The 19,745-nt window shown below is 68.9% G+C and carries 14 protein-coding genes and 4 pseudogenes; 3 read left to right on the forward strand and 15 right to left on the reverse strand.

The window, feature by feature from the left end; genetic code table 11:
- The first annotated feature begins 25 nt into the window (after nt 1–25).
- Nucleotides 26–1,105, forward strand: a complete 1,080-nt coding sequence (locus ACFJIT_RS13020; protein WP_379653834.1) for an HDOD domain-containing protein — start codon at nt 26–28, stop codon at nt 1,103–1,105.
- Between the two features lie 440 nt (nt 1,106–1,545).
- Here ACFJIT_RS13020 and ACFJIT_RS13025 read toward each other — a convergent pair whose 3' ends face one another.
- From ACFJIT_RS13025 to fucP, 3 genes are all read right to left on the reverse strand, one after another.
- Entirely contained in the window at nt 1,546–3,582 is a 2,037-nt protein-coding gene (locus ACFJIT_RS13025) for a M1 family metallopeptidase (protein WP_379653835.1), read from the reverse strand.
- Nucleotides 3,583–3,731: 149 nt separating this feature from the next.
- Nucleotides 3,732–4,493, reverse strand: a complete 762-nt coding sequence (gene ubiE / locus ACFJIT_RS13030; RefSeq protein ID WP_130515519.1) for a bifunctional demethylmenaquinone methyltransferase/2-methoxy-6-polyprenyl-1,4-benzoquinol methylase UbiE — start codon at nt 4,491–4,493, stop codon at nt 3,732–3,734.
- Between the two features lie 221 nt (nt 4,494–4,714).
- The gene (gene fucP / locus ACFJIT_RS13035; RefSeq protein ID WP_165394553.1) at nt 4,715–6,022 is read right to left on the reverse strand and encodes an L-fucose:H+ symporter permease; all 1,308 of its coding nucleotides are present in this window, start codon (nt 6,020–6,022) and stop codon (nt 4,715–4,717) included.
- Between the two features lie 127 nt (nt 6,023–6,149).
- Here fucP and ACFJIT_RS13040 point away from each other — a divergent pair, with 127 nt between their 5' ends.
- Nucleotides 6,150–6,605, forward strand: coding sequence for a nucleoside deaminase (locus ACFJIT_RS13040; protein ID WP_130515515.1), 456 nt, complete (start codon nt 6,150–6,152; stop codon nt 6,603–6,605).
- 147 nt (nt 6,606–6,752) lie between these two features.
- Here ACFJIT_RS13040 and ACFJIT_RS13045 read toward each other — a convergent pair whose 3' ends face one another.
- The 4 genes from ACFJIT_RS13045 to ACFJIT_RS13060 all read right to left on the reverse strand — a co-directional run bounded on the left by ACFJIT_RS13045 (nt 6,753) and on the right by ACFJIT_RS13060 (nt 10,029).
- Nucleotides 6,753–7,178 carry a hypothetical protein gene (locus tag ACFJIT_RS13045; RefSeq protein ID WP_131660910.1) on the reverse strand — a complete coding sequence of 142 codons (426 nt, stop codon included), beginning with the start codon at nt 7,176–7,178 and terminating at the stop codon, nt 6,753–6,755.
- Between the two features lie 390 nt (nt 7,179–7,568).
- A complete protein-coding gene (hslU, locus tag ACFJIT_RS13050) occupies nt 7,569–8,936 on the reverse strand; it encodes an ATP-dependent protease ATPase subunit HslU (RefSeq protein WP_130533486.1) in 1,368 nt (455 codons plus the stop codon).
- A gap of 102 nt (nt 8,937–9,038) precedes the next feature.
- Nucleotides 9,039–9,590: an ATP-dependent protease subunit HslV gene (hslV, locus tag ACFJIT_RS13055; protein WP_130515511.1), complete on the reverse strand. Its 552-nt coding sequence runs from the start codon at nt 9,588–9,590 to the stop codon at nt 9,039–9,041.
- 100 nt (nt 9,591–9,690) lie between these two features.
- Nucleotides 9,691–10,029, reverse strand: coding sequence for a hypothetical protein (locus ACFJIT_RS13060; RefSeq protein WP_130515509.1), 339 nt, complete (start codon nt 10,027–10,029; stop codon nt 9,691–9,693).
- A gap of 364 nt (nt 10,030–10,393) precedes the next feature.
- Between ACFJIT_RS13060 and ACFJIT_RS13065 the strand changes: the two genes are divergently transcribed.
- Entirely contained in the window at nt 10,394–11,599 is a 1,206-nt protein-coding gene (locus tag ACFJIT_RS13065; protein ID WP_379653836.1) for a M23 family metallopeptidase, read from the forward strand.
- A gap of 39 nt (nt 11,600–11,638) precedes the next feature.
- Here the strand turns inward: ACFJIT_RS13065 and xerC are convergent, their stop codons facing one another.
- The 8 genes and pseudogenes from xerC to ACFJIT_RS13105 all read right to left on the reverse strand — a co-directional run bounded on the left by xerC (nt 11,639) and on the right by ACFJIT_RS13105 (nt 19,695).
- On the reverse strand, nt 11,639–12,520 hold the full coding sequence (gene xerC, locus ACFJIT_RS13070; RefSeq protein ID WP_379653837.1) for a tyrosine recombinase XerC: 882 nt from the start codon (nt 12,518–12,520) through the stop codon (nt 11,639–11,641).
- 9 nt (nt 12,521–12,529) lie between these two features.
- Nucleotides 12,530–12,907, reverse strand: coding sequence for a hypothetical protein (locus tag ACFJIT_RS13075; protein WP_130533483.1), 378 nt, complete (start codon nt 12,905–12,907; stop codon nt 12,530–12,532).
- Between the two features lie 10 nt (nt 12,908–12,917).
- A pseudogene (locus ACFJIT_RS13080) lies at nt 12,918–13,596 on the reverse strand (DUF484 family protein).
- Nucleotides 13,593–14,445, reverse strand: a pseudogene (dapF, locus tag ACFJIT_RS13085) (diaminopimelate epimerase). Before dapF ends, ACFJIT_RS13080 begins: the two co-directional pseudogenes overlap by 4 nt.
- Entirely contained in the window at nt 14,432–14,680 is a 249-nt protein-coding gene (locus ACFJIT_RS13090) for a lipoprotein (protein WP_130515497.1), read from the reverse strand. The pseudogene dapF and the gene ACFJIT_RS13090 overlap by 14 nt, the downstream one beginning before the upstream one ends.
- A 64-nt stretch (nt 14,681–14,744) precedes the next feature.
- On the reverse strand, nt 14,745–15,203 hold the full coding sequence (locus ACFJIT_RS13095; protein ID WP_379653838.1) for a YbaN family protein: 459 nt from the start codon (nt 15,201–15,203) through the stop codon (nt 14,745–14,747).
- Between the two features lie 106 nt (nt 15,204–15,309).
- A pseudogene (locus ACFJIT_RS13100) lies at nt 15,310–17,438 on the reverse strand (S9 family peptidase).
- Between the two features lie 87 nt (nt 17,439–17,525).
- Nucleotides 17,526–19,695 (reverse strand): annotated as a pseudogene (locus ACFJIT_RS13105) (prolyl oligopeptidase family protein).
- Nucleotides 19,696–19,745 lie beyond the last annotated feature (50 nt).

Consider the following 19,745-nt stretch of genomic DNA (forward strand, 5'->3'; position numbering starts at 1 on the left):
CATCGCAACACCTCCTGAGGGCTCCGTGCACATCGTCGTGGCTGGTGAAACCAGCGAACAGGCAGCGCAACTCCAGATCCACCTGGCCGCGCGTGGCCGCGACTGGGGGGTGAGCTGGCTGCAGCTGGGCGATGGTCCCACCCCGCATCTGGACGCGCTGGCGCCCGACGCGCTGGTGTGCTTCTCCGGCACCGGCTGGAACCGCTGCAACCTGATGATGCACGAGCTGCGCGAGCGCTTCCCGCTGGCCGCGCGCGTGGTGCTGGTGCCCGATCCGCAGGGCGAGGAGATGATGCAGGCGCTGGACGTGGCCCACCGCGTGCTGCCCGAGCCCTTCGATCCGGTCGCCCTGATCGATGCCATCGACGACATCGTCGAACTGCGCTCGCTGCTGGACGATGCGCGGCTCAAGCAGGCCATCGAGCAGGCCGGCCCGCTGCCGGCCGCGCCCAAGCAATACCTCACCCTGAGCCGCCTGCTGCGCAACGACTGCACCCAGGCCGCCGATCTGGTGGACGTGGTCACGCAGGACCCGGCGCTGGCCGCGCGCGTGCTGCGCTTGAGCAACTCGGCCTACTACTCCGGCGGGCGCGAGATCAGCGACCTGCGCATGGCGGTGGTGCGCCTGGGCCAGGACGCGCTGCGCCGGCTGGTGCTGGCCAGCGAGGTGTTCTCCTCCGGCCCCGGCGTGGACGAGGTGCGCGAGCGCGCGCTGCGCATCTCGCGCCTGGCCGACCAGCTGCTGCCCGAGGCCGGCACCGGCGTGGCCGCCACCGCCGGCCTGCTGTCCCAGGTCGGCAGGTTGCTGCCGCCGCTGGAACTGCACGAGCCGGACGGCCCGACCCTGCTGCCGCACAGCGTCGCCGGCGCCTACCTGCTCGGCCTGTGGGGCCTGCCCGCGCCGATGATCGAAGCGGTCGCCTGGCACCAGCAGCCGGCGCGCGCCGGCACGCTGTTCTGGGTCGCCGGCGCCGTGCACGTGGCGGCCGCGCTGATCGATGGCAGCGAAGTCGACACCGACTACCTGCGTCGCGTGCGCAAGCTGCACGAACTGCCGCGCTGGCGCGCCCTGGCCGACGCCGACCAGGCCCTCGCCCAAGCCTGAAAGCCTCCCTCAGTCGCTAGCCGACTTCGCGCTCCCCCTTGGCCTTGCGGCCAAAGGAAGGGAGCAGAAGCACCGCACCCAAGAGACAAGGTGCAGTTAACGCCCCTCCCCTTTCGCGCAGCGAAGGGGGAGGTCGGGAGGGGGGGGCTTTTGCCTTTGCCGTCATCGCGAAAAGCACCCCTCCCCCTCAGTCGCTAGCCGCGACTTCGAGCTCCCCTTGGCCTTCGGCCAAAGGGAGGGGGCAGAAGCGCGCGCCACTCAACAGACAAAAAGCAGCTCACGCCCCTCCCCTTTCGCGCAGCGAACTCCGTCGCTAGCCGCGACTTCGAGCTCCCCTTGGCCTTCGGCCAAAGGGAGGGAGCGGAGCGCTTCGTCTGAAGAATGGTTGGGAGGGCCGTCGCGCCCGGCTAGCGCGACACGAAGCTCAACCCAAACAACGCTTACTGTGCCGCCGGCTTGGTCGCGGCAGGTGTGCTCGAGGCCGGCGTCGAAGCAGCCGGCTCTGATTCCGGAGCCGGAGTCGAGACAGGCGCAGAGGCAGCCGGCGCCGCCGCCTGACCCGCCTTGTCCAGCATCGCCTCCACCGAGCCGGTGGTGATCGGGTGATAGCCCGGCCTGGCCTTGGCGAACACCTCGCGGGCGAACTGCAGCCCCTCGGGCGTCTTCACCAGTTCGGCGTAGATCGGCATGATCAGCTTGCGCCGGCCGACGCGGCCGATGAACTCGCCCGCCGCCGGCCACACGTCATGATCGCCGCTGCGGATGGCCAGCGGATACCAGCGCATGGCGATCTCGCCGTTCGGCGTGCCGGTGAAGTGGTAGGCCGCATCGAGCTGCTTGAGCTTGTCCATCGGCAGGGTCTGGCCCAGGCCTTCGATGAAGTGCACCCACTGCTGGGTCACCCAGTCCTCGGTGACCTGCTTGTTGGGCAGCGTGCCGCTGCCCAGCCAGGCGATGCGCGCGGTGTCAACCAGCGCGAACCCGCGCGACTGCGCGCGCGTGGCGAAGGCGGGAATGCCCGGCTGGTCCAGCCACGCATCCAGCTCGGCCTGGGTGACCGCATTGGGATTCTTCGGCAGCAGGTGCTGCTTCATGTAGGCGACGAACTGGTCGGTGGTCGCGCTCTGGAAAGCGTGGTCGTTGAACCAGCCGCGCAGGAACGGGTCGAACACCGCCCGCCCGAAGCGCTGCTCCAGGAACTGCAGGAACCAGGCGCCCTTGACGTAGGCGACCTGGCTCAGCGCCTCGTCCGGATCGGTCTCGCCCAGCGGCGGCAGCGCCAGCGCCTGCTGCGCCGGGGTCATGTCCTTGAGCTCGTTGAGCAGATCGGTCTGGTCGATCTGGCGCTCCATCTCGGCCATTTCCTGGCCATACACCGCCTCGGTGATGCGGCCCTGCACGTAGGTGGTGAAGCCCTCGTTGAGCCAGATGTCCTTCCACGAGGCGTTGGTCACCAGGTTGCCCGACCAGCTGTGCGCCAGCTCATGGGCCACCAGCGAGACCAGCGACTTGTCGCCGACGATCACCGTGGGCGTGGCGAAGGTCAGCGTCGGGTTCTCCATGCCGCCGAACGGGAACGAGGGCGGCAGCACCAGGATGTCGTAGCGGCCCCAGCGGTACGGGCCGTACAGATCCTCGGTGGTGGTGATCATCTTCTCGGTGTCGGCGAACTCGGCCGCGGCCTTGTCGGCCATGGCCGGCTCGGCCCAGATGCCGGCGCGGTCGGAGAGCTTGCGGAACACCAGGTCGCCGGCGGCGATGGCCAGCAGGTAGGACGGGATCGGCTTGTTCTGCACGAAAAAGTAATCGCCGTCGCGCACCGCGGCCGGGTCGTTGCCGGCGCTCATCAGCACCATCACGTCGGGCCGGCTGGTCACGTGCGCGGTGTAGGTGAAACGCACGCCCGGGGTGTCCTGCAGCGGCACCCAGCTGCGCGCATGGATCGCCTGGGACTGGCTGAACATGAAGGGCAGCTGCTTGCCCTCGGTCATCGACGGCGCCAGCCACTGCAGGCCCGAGGCGTCGGGCGAGGTGTGGTAGGTCACGCGGACCACCGGATTGCGCTGCGGCGCCTGGATCGTCAGCTTGCTGCCGAAGGTCTTGTCCGCGTCGGCCAGTGCGTACTGCAACGGCGCGAAGGTCTTGCCGTCGGCGCCGGCGCCCTCGACCTTCTCGATGGTCAGCGCGCGCGTGTCGAGCACCAGCTCGGTGGCCTTGGGGTCTTTCCAGTCCAGCCGATAGGTGGCGGTGCCGCCGATCTGCTTGGTGTCGAAGTCCAGCTTGACGTCCAGCGCCAGGTCCTTGATCACGACCTTCTCGGGCTGGGCGTAGGAACTCTCGTCGTGGCGACGGTCGGGCTTGGACACGGCGGCGGCCTTGGGCGTGGCGGTGGGTGCGGTCTCGGACGTGGCCGATTCCTTCGAGCAGGCCGACAGCAGCAGGGCCGCGCAGGACAGGGTGAACAACACAGAGCGCATCGGGGGAATCAGCCGGTCTGGGACGGGAACCGGCATTCTAGCCCCTGCGTCCCGGGCCGATCCCATAACGCACAACGCCCGGCCTGGGCCGGGCGTTGCGTCGCGTGCCTGCGGGTGCGCCTGCGACCTCCAGGCGCCCGCCGTGCCCCTTAGACCTTGTAGCCGTCGTGGATGGCGACGATGCCGGCCGACAGGTTGGTGTAGCGGGTGCGGGCGAAGCCGGCCTCGGTCATCATCGCCTTGAGCTGGTCCTGCGGCGGATGCTTGCGGATCGACTCGGCCAGGTACTGGTAGCTGTCGGCGTCGCCGGCGAACAGCTTGCCCAGCTTGGGCAGCACCTTGAACGAGTGGAAGTCGTAGATCGGCCGGAACCACTCGGGCTTGACCTCGGAGAACTCCAGCACGCGCGCCTGGCCGCCGACCTTGAGCACACGATGCATCTCGCGCAGCGCCGCGTCCTTGTCGGTCACGTTGCGCAGGCCGAAGGCGATGGTCACCAGGTTGAAGCTGTTGTCCGGGAAGGGCAGCGCCTCGGCGTTGAGCTGCACGTATTCCAGCCCCGACACCAGCCCGCGGTTGGTCAGCCGGTCGCGGCCGACGGTGAGCATGCCGGCATTGATGTCGCCCAGCACGATGCTGCCGGCCTTGCCGACGCGATCCTTCAGCAGCGCGGCGATATCGCCGGTGCCGCCGGCCAGGTCCAGCACGCGGTCGCCGGGCTTCACCTGCGCGGTGGCGGCGAAGTAGCGCTTCCAGATCCGATGAATGCCCAGACTCATCAGGTCGTTCATCAGGTCGTACTTGCCGGCGACCGAGGTGAAGACCTCGCCGACCAGCTTCTGCTTGTCGCGCGCGGCGACATCACGGAAGCCGAAGTGGGTGGTGCCGGAGGTATAGGGGGATTCGCTCATGCCCGCGATTATCGCACCGACCGGCGCGCGATGGCGTCGAGACGCCGCGCGCCACCCCAAACGCAAAAGGCGCACCGAAGTGCGCCCTTGCATACCCTAAGCAAACTTGCCTGCGGCCCCCTCCCTTTCGCGCAGCGAAGGGGAGGGTTGGGGAGGGGTGCTCTTCGCACTACGCCAAAAGACCTCTAGCCCCTCCCCTTCGCCAGAGAGTCAATCCACCCTCAGCGCTGCACCCCAGCCACCGGCACCGGCTCGCGCACCTTCGACCCGCTGATGCCGTAGTAGGCGATGTACAGATAGCACACCAGCGGCAGCACGAAGGCGTGGTGCAGGCCGATGTGGTCGGCCAGGAAGCCCATCAGCAGCGGCAGCACCGCGCCGCCGACGATGGCCATGATCAGCAGCGAGGAGGCGCGGTTGGTCAGCGGCCCCAGCTTGGCCATGCCCAGCGTGAAGATGGTCGGGAACATGATCGAATTGAACAGGCCGATGGCCACCACCGCATAGACCGCGGTCATGCCCGTCGTGGCCAACGTGACCAGCAGCAGCACCGTGGCCACGCCGGCGAACACCGCCAGCAGCTTGCCCGCATCGATGCGCACCAGCAGCGCCGAGCCGACGAAGCGGCCGACCATCGCGCCGGTCCAGTAGGCCGAGACGTAGTTGGTCGCCGCCTTCTCGGTCATCGCGCCGATGTCGGGCATGGCCAGGAAGTTGACCAGATAGCTGCCGATGGACACCTCGGCACCGACATAGAAGAACAGGCCCAGCACGCCCAGCAGCACGTGGCGGTGGCGCAGCGGCTCGAAGATGCCGTAGTGGCGCCCGTCGCCCTGCTCGCTCTCTTCCGACAGCTTGGGCAGGCGGAAGGCGAAGATGAAGACCGCCAGCGCGAACAGCGCGATCGCCAGGCCCAGGTAGGGCATCTGCACCGAGCTGGCCTCGGCGGTGCGATAGGCCAGCGCATCGGCCTGCGACATCGCGGCCACCTGCTCGGGGGTCTTCGGATCGGCCGCCAGGATCAGCAGGCCGCCGAACAGCGGCGCGATCGCGGTGCCCAGCGAGTTGAAGGCCTGCGACAGGTTCAGGCGGCTGGAGGCGGTCTTTTCCGGCCCCAGCAGCGCGACATAAGGATTGGCCGCCACCTGCAGCACGGTGATGCCGGTGGCCAGCACGAACAGCGCGAACAGGAACAGCGGATAGCTGTGCGCCCCGGCCGCCGGCCAGAACAGCAGCGCCCCGACGCCGGCCACCGCCAGCCCGCAGACGATGCCGCCCTTGTAGCCCAGCGCGGCGACCACGCGACCGGCCGGCAGCGACATCAGGAAGTACGCGCCGAAGAAGGTGAACTGCACCAGCGCGGCCTGGGTGAAGTTCAGCGTGAACACCGACTTCAGATGCGGCACCAGGATGTCGTTGAGGCAGGTCAGGAAGCCCCACATGAAGAAGATGATCGTCACCACCGCCATGGCCAGCTTGGGCGTGGAGCGCGCCACCGAGGTCGAGGTGGGCGTGGGGGTGGCATGCATCATGGACAATCCTGATTGGGGTGGTCGGCGACGGCGCAGAGTATTCCATGTCGCCCGTCCAGCTCCTGTTGCGATGCAATATCCTTTGGTCTAACGGCGATGTCCTCGCCCCTGCTGGAGCCCCTGCATGATCGCCACCCCCGACTACGCCGCCCTGCTGCGCACGGCCATCGACGAAGCCCGCGCCGGCCTTGCCGAGGGCGGCATCCCCATCGGCGCGGCGCTCTACCACGGCGACGGCCGCCTGCTCGGCTGCGGCCACAACCGCCGCGTGCAGGAAGGCGACCCCTCCGTGCACGGCGAGACCGACGCCTTCCGCAAGGCCGGCCGCCAGCGCAGCTACCGCGACACGATCATGGTCACCACCCTGGCGCCGTGCTGGTACTGCTCGGGGCTGGTGCGCCAGTTCGGCATCGGCACCGTGGTGGTGGGCGAATCGCGCACCTTCCAGGGCGGCATCGACTGGCTGCGCGAATCGGGCGTGCAGGTCATCGACCTGGACGATCAGGAATGCGTCGACCTGCTCGGCGGCTTCATCGCCGCCCACCCCGAGGTGTGGAACGAGGACATCGGCGAGGATTGAGGCGGCTCACCGCCGTTCTTCGTCGTTCATGCAAACGCGGGCCCCACCACGCAACCCACACCTCGTCGTTCCCGCGAACGCGGGAACCCAGCGACTTTGCTCGCCCAACACCGCGCACGATCGCCACGCGCCGGTGCCGCGCTGCAATCAGCGCGGCTCGATATGGAACGCGCCGAAGGCCACGCCCAGATCCCAGCCCTTGCCCGTGCCGGCCAGCGACAGCGACACCTCGCCCTTGGTCATCACCTGGGCCTTGCTGGATTTCTCCACGCCGGCATGCGCCTCGGCGGTGGCATAGCTGCCCAGCAGCTCATCGATGCCGCGCACCTCGGTGAACTCGCCGCGCCCGTGGATGCTGGACTTGCCCACGGTCAGCCCGCCGCCCTTGGCGCTGACCTTCACCGCCATGCGCTGGCCGTTGTCGCAGGTGATTTCACCGGTGCCCTGGGAGGTCTTGTAGAACACCGACCATCCCGACATCTGGAAGGTCAGGTGGCAGGTGGTGCGCGCCTGCGCAGGCGCGGCGATGGCGGCCAGCGCGAGCGCCGACACGAGCACGAGAGGACGCAGCATGACGCACCTCGATGACGGGAAAGACAGGCGCAGCGTATGCCGCGCATCCAGAACGGACCGACAACGCGCTGTGACCACGCTGGGAGCCGTCGTCTGTTCCAGGTCGCAGCCTCCCTGTAGAGCGGAGCTTGCTCCGCTGCATTTCGGCCGGATCGTGGGAAAGCCCCAGCGGAGCAAGCTCCGCTCTACATATCGTGGGAAAGCCCCAGCGGAGCAAGCTCCGCTCTACATATGGAGCCGCCGATGGCGGCGAGGGGCTTGACAGTCAAAGCCTCCTCGGCGCCTTGGCGACTCCCACAAGGCATGGATGTTGTATCCACCGACACGTCCACGCCACACGATGAAGGCGCCCGAGGGCGCCTTCATCGCATCGACCTCCGCCGCCATCCGTCAGAGGATGTAACGGCTCAGGTCCGGATCCTGCACCAGCTCGCCCAGGTACTTGTCGACGTAGGCACGATCGACCGTCACCGCCTCGCCGTCGCGATCCGGCGCCTCGTAGCTGAGCGTGTCCAGCAGCCGCTCGAGCACGGTGTGCAGGCGACGCGCGCCGATGTTCTCCTGGCGCTCGTTGACCTGGAAGGCGATCTCGGCCAGTCGTTCCACCGCGTCGGGTTCGAAGGCCAGGGTCACGCCCTCGGTCTGCATCAGCTGCACGTACTGTCGGGTCAGGGCCGCCTTGGGCTCGGTGAGGATGCGCACGAAGTCCTCCTTGCTCAGCGCGCCCAGCTCCACGCGGATCGGGAAGCGGCCCTGCAGCTCGGGGATCAGGTCGCTGGGCTTGGCCAGGTGGAACGCGCCGGAGGCGATGAACAGGATGTGGTCGGTCTTGACCGTGCCGTACTTGGTCGACACGTTGGAGCCTTCCACCAGCGGCAGCAGGTCGCGCTGCACGCCCTCGCGGCTGACATCGCCGCCGCCGACGTTCTCGCCGCGCTTGGCGACCTTGTCGATCTCGTCGATGAAGACGATGCCGTGCTGCTCGCAGGCCTCGATCGCCGCCGCGCGCACGTCGTCCTCGTTGACCAGCTTGGCGGCCTCTTCCTCGATCAGCTGCGGGCGCGCGGCCTTGATGGTCACGGTGCGCTTGTGGGTCTTGGCGGCGCCCAGGCTGGAGAACATCTGCTTGAGCTGCTGGCCCATTTCCTCCATCCCCGGCGGGGTCATGATGTCCACGCCGCCGACGCTGGCGGCCAGCTCCAGCTCGATCTCCTTGTCGTCCAGTTCGCCCTTGCGCAGCATCCTGCGGAACTTGGCGCGCGTGTCGCTGTCCTGCGCGGACGGCTCGCTGGACACCACGGCCGGATCGAAGCCGATGCCGCCGCTGCGCTTGGGCAGCAGCGCGTCGAGGAGGCGATCCTCGGCGCGCTCCTCGGCCTGGGTGCGCACCCGGGTCTTGGCCTGCTCGCGATACAGCTTGACCGCGGTGTCGGCCAGGTCGCGGATGATCTGCTCGACGTCCTTGCCCACATAGCCGACCTCGGTGAAGCGCGTGGCCTCGACCTTGACGAACGGCGCGTTGGCCAGCGTCGCCAGGCGCCGCGCGATCTCGGTCTTGCCCACGCCGGTCGGGCCGATCATCAGGATGTTCTTGGGCATGACCTCGTTGCGCAGCTCCGGCTCGAGCTGCGCGCGGCGCCAGCGGTTGCGCAGCGCGATGGCCACCGCGCGCTTGGCCGCGTGCTGGCCGACGATGTGCCGGTCCAGCTCCTGCACGATCTCGCGCGGGGTCATGGTGGAGTTATTCGCTTCGCTCATGGTGGGAATCGGGAATGGGAAATGGGGAATGGGAGGGATCAAGAGCGGGGCCATCGGTGCAAGGGAAACCGCCTTTGCGATTCCCCATTCCCGACTCCCCATTCACAGCTCTTCGACCACCACGTTGCGGTTGGTATAGATGCAGATGTCGCCGGCGATGTTGAGCGCCTCGACCGCGATGGCCTTGGCCTCCAGCTCGGTATGCGCCAGCAGCGCGCGCGCGGCGGACAGGGCATAGGAGCCGCCGGAGCCGATGGCGATGATGCCGTCCTCCGGTTCGATCACATCGCCGGTGCCGCTGATGATCAGCGAGGTGTCCTTGTCGGCCACCGCCAGCAGGGCCTCGAGCTTTCCGTAGCGGCGCTCGGTGCGCCAGTCGCGCGCCATCTCGACCGCGGCGCGCTGCAGCTGGCCGTGCTTTTCCAGCTTGGCCTCGAACAGCTCGAACAGGGTGAAGGCATCGGCCGCGGCGCCGGCGAAGCCGGCCAGCACGTGGCCGTCGCGGCCCAGCCGCCGCACCTTGCGCGCATTGCCCTTCATCACCGTGTGGCCGAGCGTGACCTGGCCGTCGCCGGCGATGGCGACGTGGCCGTTGCGGCGCACCGACAGGATGGTGGTGGCGTGGAAGACGTTGGGGTTCTGACTGGGGTCCATGGCAGGCTCCGGAATGCTCCAGAGCAGATGGGGCGCCCAGCGCGGCTCTTCAACCCGCCCTCCGCGCCCGGGCCCAACGCCCAGGCGCGGCGGATCGTGCTTACTTCTTCGCCGGGCCCTGCTGCAGCGCCTTCAGGCGCTCGCACATCTGCTTGCCGCCATCGGGCGCGGACTTGATCCTGGCGATGCCCGCGTTGAAGCCGGCGTCGTACAAGGCATCGAAGCCGCTCGAATCGGCGCCCTTGCCGTAGATGGCCGCGCGCGACTGTTCCTTGCGCGTCTTGGCCTGTTCCGGGGTGATGTTGCCGCACTGCTGCGCCAGTCCGTTGAGCTGCGCACCGTTCTTGATGATCGCGTCGCGGGTGGCGGCCGCGTCCTGGGCCATGGCGGGCGCGGCGATGGCCAGCGACAGCGTCAACGCAGAAAGGAACTGCCTCATGCAACGACTCCTGGTCCTGTTGAAGGGAGCCGCATCCTTGCCGGTCCAAGCTGAACCTTGACCAGATTGTCAGCCAGCGCAATACGCGGGTGTCATGTTCCTGCCATGCCCGCGGATGCGCGCCTTCGCGGATCATGCCCATATCCCGGGACGACTTTGCCTTCGCGGCGGATAAACCCGCTCGTGGCGTCATGGAACACGCCTTGGTCCGGCGTGCGTCGATACGGCTTGCAGGAGCGGGGCCCCTTGCTGGGCCTTGCCAGCGCCCGACTCCGTTTCATCCCCGGTCAGCCTGCGCAGGACGCGGAGACCTTGCTAAGGTGCGTGGCATGGCAGCGCTCACATGCCTTTGCCCTGGATGATCATGCCTGCCATCAAACCCTTGCGTTCGCCGACGCGTCGCGCCCCTGGCAAGGCCGGCTTCTGGCTCGTGCTGACGGCGCTGAACCTGCTCCTGCCCGCCGACGTCAATGCCGAGCGTGCCCTGGCGCCGGTCGAGGTGCGTACGCCATGCGCGCCGATACCGGTGGTGGGTGACGATGGCCGCACCCACCTGGCGTACGAACTGCATGCGACCAACTATTACCGCGACACCGGCATGTTGCGGCTTCAGCGCATCGAGGTCTTCGCCGGCGAGGAGACCACGCCGCTCGCGAGCCTGACCGGCCGGGATCTGGTCCAGGCCGTGCAGCCCCGGACTGCCGACGAGGATGCCACCCAGGTTCTCGTCGCTGCGGGCATGCGCGCGGTCGCGTTCCTGTGGCTGACCCTGCCCGATGGCCGGCAGACGCCACGCGTGCTGCGCCATCGGCTCGTCTTCGTCAACGACAAGGGCCGGACCTCGCTGGTCGATGGCGCGTCTGTAGAGGTGGGCACGACCTCACCGCTCGTGCTGGGCCCGCCGCTGCCACCGGGACTGTGGCTGGCCAGCGAAGGGCCGGGCAACGCGCAATCGCATCACTGGGGCAGCCTGGTCGCGGTCAATGGCCAGCTCACCATTCCACAACGCTATGCCATCGATGTGTTCGGCCTCGACGCGAACGGCCGCGCCCTGCGCGATGGTGCGGTCGACTTCAGCAGGAGCCGGCGCGAGGACTGGATCGGCTACGGCGCGCAGGTCCTGGCCGTGGCCGACGGCGTGGTGCGCGATGTCCATGACGGCGCCCCGGAGCACGCGCCCCTGGAAGCGCAGGCCGAGCCCGATTCGCTGACCGCGCAGGGCCTGTACGGCAACTACGTGGTGCTTCAGATCGCGCCGAAGGTGTTCGTCCACTACGCCCATCTGCAACGCGGCAGCGTGGCGGTCACCGTGGGACAGCGGCTGCATCGCGGGCAGGTGCTCGGGCGCCTGGGTCAGTCGGGTAATTCCAACGGTCCCCACCTGCACTTCCACGTCTCCGACGCGGCGACGTTCGAAGGCTCGGAAGGCTTGCCGTTCGTGTTCGACAGCAATCGATCTCCGGGCCACTGGTCGCTCACTCAGGCGATCGACCCGGAGGCAAAGTTCAGCCCGGATCGCATCCCCCATTCCAGACAGATGCCACTGGATGGCGAAGTGCTCGGGTTCTAGGCCGCGCAGCGCGTGCCGGAATCGGCCGGGCGCGCCGGATCAGACCTTGCGCTTGGCGCGCGGATGCGCGCCGTCGTAGACCTTGGCCAGGTGCTGGAAGTCCAGGTGCGTATAGATCTGCGTGGTGGCGATGTCGGCATGGCCGAGCAGTTCCTGCACGCCGCGCAGGTCGCCGGAGGATTCGAGGATATGGCTGGCGAAGCTGTGCCGCAGCATGTGCGGATGCACGTGCTTGAACAGCCCCTGGCGCTGCGCCAGCTGCTGGATGCGCAGCTGCACGGCGCGCTGGGAGATCGTGCCGCCGCCGCGCCCGGGGAACACCGGCGCGGCGTCCTGCGCCGGCTTTTCCTCGCGCCAGGCCGCCAGCGCGTTGCGCGCGTGCGAGCCCACCGGCACGATGCGCTGCTTGCGGCCCTTGCCCAGCACGGTGACCACGCCGGCGGCCAGGTCGAGGTCGGACCAGCGCAGCGCGCACAGTTCGCTCAGGCGCAGCCCGGAGGAATAGAACAGTTCCAGCAGCGCGCGATCGCGCAGGCCCAGCGGCGCATCGGTCGGCACCTCGACCAGGCGCACGGCCTCGTCGGCGTCGAGCACCTTGGGCAGCTTGCGCGGCGCCTTGGGCGCGCGCAGTCCGGCCACGGGACTGGCGGCGATGCGCCCGTGCTTGAGCAGCCACAGATAGAAGCTGCGGCAGGCCGACAGCCGGCGCTGCAGACTGGTCGGCGCCAGCCCCTGGCGATGGCCGGCGGCGATGAAGGCCCGCAGCTGATCGGCCTGCAGCGCCTCGACCGGCGTGCCGTCCTGCGTCTGCGCGGCCCACTGGGTCAGCGCCGTCAGGTCGCGGCGATAGGCGTCCAGCGTATGCGCCGAGACCTGGCGCTCGACACGCAGGTGATCGAGGAAGGCCTCAACGGCGGACATGCCGCGGCCTCACTGCTGCATCCGATGGCGCAGCATGCGCTGCACCAGGCGCAGGTAGCGCGCCGGCGCCTGCGGCAGCAGCGCCATCGCCACCGACAGCAGCAGCACCGCGGTGACCACCGCGGGCACCAGCAGCGCATCCACGTACAACCAGCCGGTGCTCATCGCGGCGCCGATCGCGAACAGGCCACGGGTGTGCGAGAGGTGTTCGCTGGAACAGCGCATGGCCGAGACCTGGGCGATCACCAGCAGCACGCAGGTCGCCGCGAGCGCGACGCCCCAGGTGCCCTGCGACACCGGATGGCGCCGCGCGTACACGCCGGTGGCCAACAGCGGCCATAGCCGGAAGATCGCCATGGACAGCATGACCCAGGCGCGGAAGAACATCGCCCTCGCCCTAGGCGTCGAAGCGCTTCAACGCGGTGGTCAGCGCCTCGCCCATCATGCGCAGGAACAGCGTGCCCATGCCGGGGTAGAAGCGGTTGCCATCGCGGCTGCCCACGGCCACCAAGCCCACGCCGGGCAGCGGCAGCAGCGCCGAGGAGCCGATCTCCTCGGCCTGGGCGGCGTAGAGCAGCGTGTTCTTCTGCGGCTGCAGGCGCCCGCACAGCGGCTCGCCATCGGCCAGGCAGTCGCGGAACGGGACCAGGTGCGAGCTGCCCTCGGCGATCGACTGCAGCCACGGCGCGTCGGCCAGAGACTCCGGCACCGGGGCGAAGATCACGATCCGCACCAGGGTCGCCCTGGAAATCCTCCTCCAGCGAGGCCGCCATCGCCGCCAACGTGTCGGCGACGCTGGACTGGCGCATCAGCGCCAGGGTCAGCTGGTGCACGCGCACGGCCAGGCGCTCGTTCTCCAGCGCGTTGGCCGACAGTTCGCCCAGGCGGCGCGAGAGCTCGCGGTTCTTGTCGCGCAGCACCTCCAGCTGGTAGCTGGCCAGCGAGGCGGCCGGGCCCTTCTCGCGCGGCACCACCAGGGTCTGGGCCAGGTCCGGAAACTGCTGCAGGAAGCCCGGATGCCGGCGCAGCCAGGCGGCCACCTCGTGGCTGCCGAGTTTCTCGTTGGTCTCGCTCATTGCGTCCATTCCCCTTCGAACACGAATGTCGCCGGCCCGGACATCACCACTTCGGCGGCATCGTCGGGCCAGTCGATCTGCAGGTCGCCGCCGGGCAGCGACACGGTGACGCTGCGCTCGACCAGGCCGGCGCGCATCAGCACCACCGCCGCGGCGCAGGCGCCGCTGCCGCAGGCCAGGGTTTCGCCGACGCCGCGCTCGAGCACGCGCAGTCCGATGCGCTGGCGGCTGATCACCTGGGCGAAGCCGACGTTGACCGATTCGGGAAACGTCGCGCTGGCCTGCAGCACCGGGCCCAGCTCGGCCACCGGAGCGCTGGCGACATCGGCCACCTGCACCACCGCGTGCGGATTGCCCATCGACACCGCGCCGAACACCACGGGCGCGCCGTCGATCCGCACCGAATAGCTCGGCTGCTCGCTGCCGAACCCGGCCAGCGGCACCTGCGCCGGCTGCCAGCGCGGCACGCCCATGGCCACGGCGAAGCCGGCCTCGGTGCGCTGCACGCGATGGGTACCGGCGGGGCTGTCCATCTGGAAGGGCGCCTCGGCCGCGGGCCAGGCCGGCACGCACCAGCCAGGCGGCGATGCAGCGCGCGCCGTTGCCGCACTGGCCCGAGAGCGAGCCATCGGCGTTCCAGATCCGGTACGAAGCGACCGAGCCCTCGGCCCGCGGCGCCTCGATGGTCAGCAGCTGGTCGCAGCCCACGCCGCGATGGCGGTCGGCCAGGTGCGCGGCCAGGGCCGCGTCCGGCGCGGGGCGTCCGCCGCGCAGGTCGAGCACGACGAAGTCGTTGCCCGCCCCATGCATCTTGGAGAACCGCAGCGGTGCGGTGTCAGGGCTTGCCATTGCCACTGCCCTGGTCGATGGCCTGGGTGGCGGCATCGTCCTGCGGGCTCGGTGCGGAGGTGGGTTCCTGCGGCTTGACCTGCACCGGCGGCGCGCCGGTCTGGGTCTTGGGCGCCGGGGCGGGCTGCTGCACCGGCGTGGGCCGCTCCGGCAGCACCAGCGGACCCTTGTTGCCACAGGCCGACAGCGCCAGCAGCACGGCGCTTACGAGCGCGATTCGCGATACGGTCTTCATGGCTCGAGTATAGCGATTGCAGGCGCACAACCGCCGGCGCGGGCCGCACGCGATCAGCGCCGCGTCACGGCGCCGGCGGCTCGGGCCGCTGCCACATCCACAGCACCACCGCCGACAGGCAGGCCACCGGAATGGCCGACAGCCACCAGTGCGCCGGCGTCAGCCAGGCCATCGCGGTCACGGTGAATGCGGCGCTGGCCAGCATGGTCCAGCTCGCCAGCCACTTGGCCCGGCGCGGGATCGCCCCGTGCGCCTGCCAGTCGTGGATCAGCGGGCCGAAGTGCCGATGCGACAGCAGGGCACGGTGCAGGCGCTCGGACCCGCGCGAGGCGGCGAAAGCCGCGATCAGGATGAACACCGTGGTCGGCATCACCGGCAGGAACAGCCCGATCAGGCCCAGCAGCAGGCTGGTCCAGGCCAGCAGCCACCAGGCCCAGCGAAAGCGGCTGGGGGGCGGCGTCAGTTCCGGCGGCAGGGGCGTGTCCACCTGCGTATTGTCGCCCGCCGCGCGTGTAGGCGGCATCGCGAAAGGCGCACGCTGCGTTGCAGTCCGCACCGATGTCCCCATGGACGGGAACATCGGTGCGCCGGGTCGGCCGGGGCGGGTCAGCCCCGGGCCGGGGGTGCGCTCAGTGCTGCTGGGTCACGCCCAGCTGGTCGAGCATGAAGGCGTAGTACTCGGACATTTCCTGGTAGCGGCGGAAACGGCCGGACTTGCCACCGTGGCCAGCCTCCATGTTGGTGCGGAACACCACCGGCAACTTGCCGGTGTCCAGATCGCGCAGGCGGGCCACGTACTTGGCCGGCTCCCAGTACTGCACCTGCGAGTCCCACAGCCCGGTGCCGACGAACATCGCCGGGTAGGCCCGCTTCTTCAGATTGTCGTAGGGCGAGTAGGTGACGATGTAGTCGTAGAACTCGCGCTTCTCCGGGTTGCCCCACTCGTCGTACTCGTTGGTGGTCAGCGGGATGCTCGGGTCGAGCATGGTGGTGACCACGTCCACGAACGGCACCTGCGAGATGATCACGCGGTAGTCGTCCGGCGCCATGTTGGTGATCGCGCCCATCAGCAGGCCGCCGGCGCTGCCGCCCATGGCCGCGACGCGGTCCTTGGCCGCGTAACCCTGCTTGACCAGCGCCTCGGTGACGTGGATGAAGTCGGTGAAGGTGTTCTTCTTCTTGAGCAGCTTGCCGTTGTCGTACCAGGCCCGGCCCATCTCCTCGCCGCCGCGGATGTGGGCGATGGCGTAGACCATGCCGCGATCGAGCAGGCTCACCACCGGGCCGGAGAAGCAGGATCCATCGACATCCCGTAGCTGCCGTAGCCGTACTGCAGCAGCGCGGCGGTGCCGTCCTTCTTGAAGCCCTTCTTGTAGACCAGCGACACCGGCACCTTGGTGCCGTCGCGCGCGGTCACCCACAGCCGCTCGGTGGTGTACTTGGCCGGGTCGTAGCCCAGCACCGGCTGCTGCTTGAGCAGGCGGCGCTCGCCGGTGACGGTGTTGAGCTCATAGGTCGTGGCCGGCGTGGTCAGCGAGGTGTAGCTGTAGCGCAGCCACGGCGTGTCGTGCTCGGGGTTGGCGTCCAGGCCCATCGAATAGGCCGGCTCATCGGCCTGGACATAGGAGGACTTGCCGTCCTTGCCCAGCAGCCGGATGCGCTCCAGCCCTTCCGAGCGCTCGCCGATCGCGGTGAAGCCGTCGAACAGCTCGAAGCCGTCGATGTAGACGCTGTCGCTGTGCGCGATCCAGTCCTTCCAGTCCTTGCGCGCGGTGGCGCCGTCGGCGGCGGTCACGATCTTGAAGTTGGTCGCGCCGTCGGCATTGGTGCGGATCACCCAGCGGCCGTCGAAATGGTCGGCGTCGTATTCCACATCGCGCGCGCGCGGCGCCAGCACGGTGAAGGCCTGCGGATCGGCCGCCGGCGCGTAGCGCTCCTCGCTGGAGACCGTGCTGTGCACGCCAATGGTGATGTACTTGTCGTCGCGGGTGCGGCCCAGGCCCATGTAGAAGCTGTCGTCGTGCTCCTCGTAGACCAGCGTGTCCTGCGCCACAGGCGTGCCCAGCACGTGTTTCTTCACGCGCACGGTCAGCAGCGTCTCCGGGTCGTTCTCGACGTAGAACAGGGTCTTGTTGTCGTCGGCCCAGACCACGTCGGGCGACACGCCCGGGATCTGGTCCGGCAGCACCTGCCCGGTGCTCAGGTCCTTGAAGCGGATCGTGTACTGGCGCCGGCCGACCGCATCGTCGGCATAAGCCAGCAGGCGATTGTCCTGGCTGACATCCCAGGTGCCAACGCTGTAATAGCCCTTGCCGTCGGCCAGCGCGTTGACGTCCAGCATCACCTCTTCCGGCGCCTCCATGCTGCCCTTGCGGCGGGCGTGCACGGGATAGTCCTTGCCGGTCTCGAAACGGGTGTAGTACCAGTAGCCGCGCTCGCGGTACGGCACCGAGGCATCGTCCTGCTTGATGCGCGCGACGATCTCCTTGTACAGCGTGTCCTGCAGCGGCTTGAGCGGCGCCAGCACCGCATCGGCGTAGGCGTTCTCGGCCTTGAGGTAGTCGAGCATCTGCGGGTTGGTGCGCGTGTCGTCGCGCAGCCAGTAGTACTCGTCCTGACGCTGCGCGCCGAACGGCGCGGTCACCACGTGCGGCTTCTTGGCCACGTCCGGCGGCGTGGCCTGCGTGGCGGCGAGGGTCGAGGGAATGGAAGTGCTCATCAGCAGGGTCGCGGCCAGCAGGGCGGGAAGGGGCTTCATGGATAGGTCCGTCTGGATCGGGTTGCAAGGGCCGGACGCGGGCGCCGCGCATCCTGCGGCGCCCGCGCCCTGCGTCGGCGGCTCACGTCACTGGCTCAGCTGTTCCCACAGGAAGGTGTAGGCCAGCGCGTTCATGTGCGCGGATTGGGCGTTGTTGGCCGCGCCGCCGTGGCCGCCCTCGATGTTCTCGTAGTAGCGCACGTTCTTGCCGGCGTCGAGCATCTTGGCCGCCATCTTGCGCGCGTGACCGGGGTGGACGCGGTCGTCGCGGGTGGAGGTCAGGAACAGCGTCGGCGGGTAGTCCTTGCTCGCATCGAACAGGTGATACGGCGAGAAGGTCTTGATGTAGTCCCAGTCGGCCGTGTCCGGGTTGCCGTACTCGGCCATCCACGAGGCGCCGGCCAGAAGGTGGCTGTAGCGCTTCATGTCCAGCAGCGGCACCTGCACCACGATCGCGCCGAACAGCTGCGGATACTGGGTCAGCATGTTGCCCATCAGCAGGCCGCCGTTGCTGCCGCCCATCGCGCCCAGGTGGGCGGGCGAGGTGATCTTGCGCGCGGCCAGGTCCTGGGCCACCGCGGCGAAGTCCTCGTAGGCCTTGTGCCGGTTGGCCTTGAGCGCGGCCTGGTGCCAGCGCGGGCCGTATTCGCCGCCGCCGCGGATGTTGGCCACCGCGTACACGCCGCCCTTCTCCAGCCAGCCCTTGCCGATGCCGCCGGAATAGCCGGGCGTCATCGAGATCTCGAAGCCGCCATAGCCGTACAGCAGGGTCGGCGCGCGGCCGTCGTACTTCAGGTCCTTGGGCCGCACCAGGAAGTACGGCACGCGCGTGCCGTCCTTGGAGGTGGCGAAGTGCTGCTCGATCACATCGCGCGAGGCGTCGAAGAAGGTCGGCATCGTCTTCAGCGGCGCCAGCGCGGCCGTCGGCGCGTTGGCGTCGGCCAGCATCAGCGTGGTCGGCGTCAGGTAGTCGGTGACGGTCAGCCACAGCGCGTCGGAGTCGTCGCCGTCCACGGCGCTGGCGCTGATCGCGCCGAAGGCCGAATCGCCCACCTTCAGCGGCGTGGACACCCACTTGCCCTCGGTGTGGGTCAGCACGCTGAGGCGGTTCTTGACGTCCTGCATGACGTTGAGGACGACGTGGTGCCGGGTGAAGGTGACCCCGGCCAGCGAGGTCGTGTCGGTCGGCTCGAACAGCACGTCGAAGTCCCGCTTGCCGGCCATGAAGTCGTCGAAGCGCGTCACCAGCAGCGAGCCGGCCTTGTAGGTCTTGCCGCCGACGGTCCAGGGCTCGCGCAGCTCCAGCGCCAGCCATTCGCGCTGCACGGTCTTCTGCGCCGAGTTGGGCGCATCGATCTTGGTCAGTGCGCCGGGCGCTCCTGCGCATCCTGCGCCCGCGCCACTCGCACATCCGTGTGCATCGCCGCGCAGATAGAGCTCGTCGTTGTAGAAGGCGATGGTGCGGGTGACGAAGTCGCGCTCGAAGCCCGGCGTGGCGTCATGCGCGGCCGCGATGTACATGTCCTCCGGCTTGCCCTCGTAGACGAGCTTGGCCGAGGCCAGCGGCGTGCCGCGCTTCCATTCCTTGACGATGCGCGGATAGCCCGAGGTGGTCAGGCTGCCGTCGCCGAAATCGGTGTAGACATAGACGGTGTCGGCATCGATCCAGCCGCAGGCCGCCCTTGGCCGCCGGCCGGTAGAAACCATCCTTGACCCAGGTCTTGGTGGTCAGGTCGAACTCGCGGGTCACGTCGGCATCAGAGCCGCCGCGCGAGAGCGCGATCAGGCAGCGGGTGTAGTCGGGCTTGCGGCATTCGGCGCCGTGCCAGACCCAGGTCTCGTGCTCGGCGGCGTTGAGCGCGTCGAGGTCCAGCACGGTCTCCCAGGTGGGATTGGGCTTGCGGTACTCGGACAGCGTGGTGCGGCGCCAGACGCCGCGCGCGTGGTCCTTGTCCTTCCACAGGTTGTAGTAGTAGTAGTCGCCGATCTTGCTGACGTAGGGGATCTTGGCGTCCGAGTCCAGGATCGCGCGGATCTGCCCTTCCAGCTGCTTGAACTGCGACGTGCCGGCAAGCTGCGCCTCGGTGACCGCGTTGTGCTCCTTGACCCAGGCCAGCGGCCGGGCGCCTTCGACCTCTTCCATCCACTGGTAGGGGTCGTTGTCCACGGGGGTCTCCTGGGCATGGGCGCTGGCGGCGGCGAGGCCTGCGACCAGGGCGAGGGCGAATCGGTTCAAGGCGGGCTCCGTACGAGGCATTGCAGCCGCCGCACGCTAGCACAGCCCTCGCGGTGCCCTGCCCGTGCCGA

This window comes from Pseudoxanthomonas sp. UC19_8, from assembly GCF_042700505.1.
Taxonomy (GTDB): Bacteria; Pseudomonadota; Gammaproteobacteria; order Xanthomonadales; family Xanthomonadaceae; genus Pseudoxanthomonas_A; species Pseudoxanthomonas_A winnipegensis.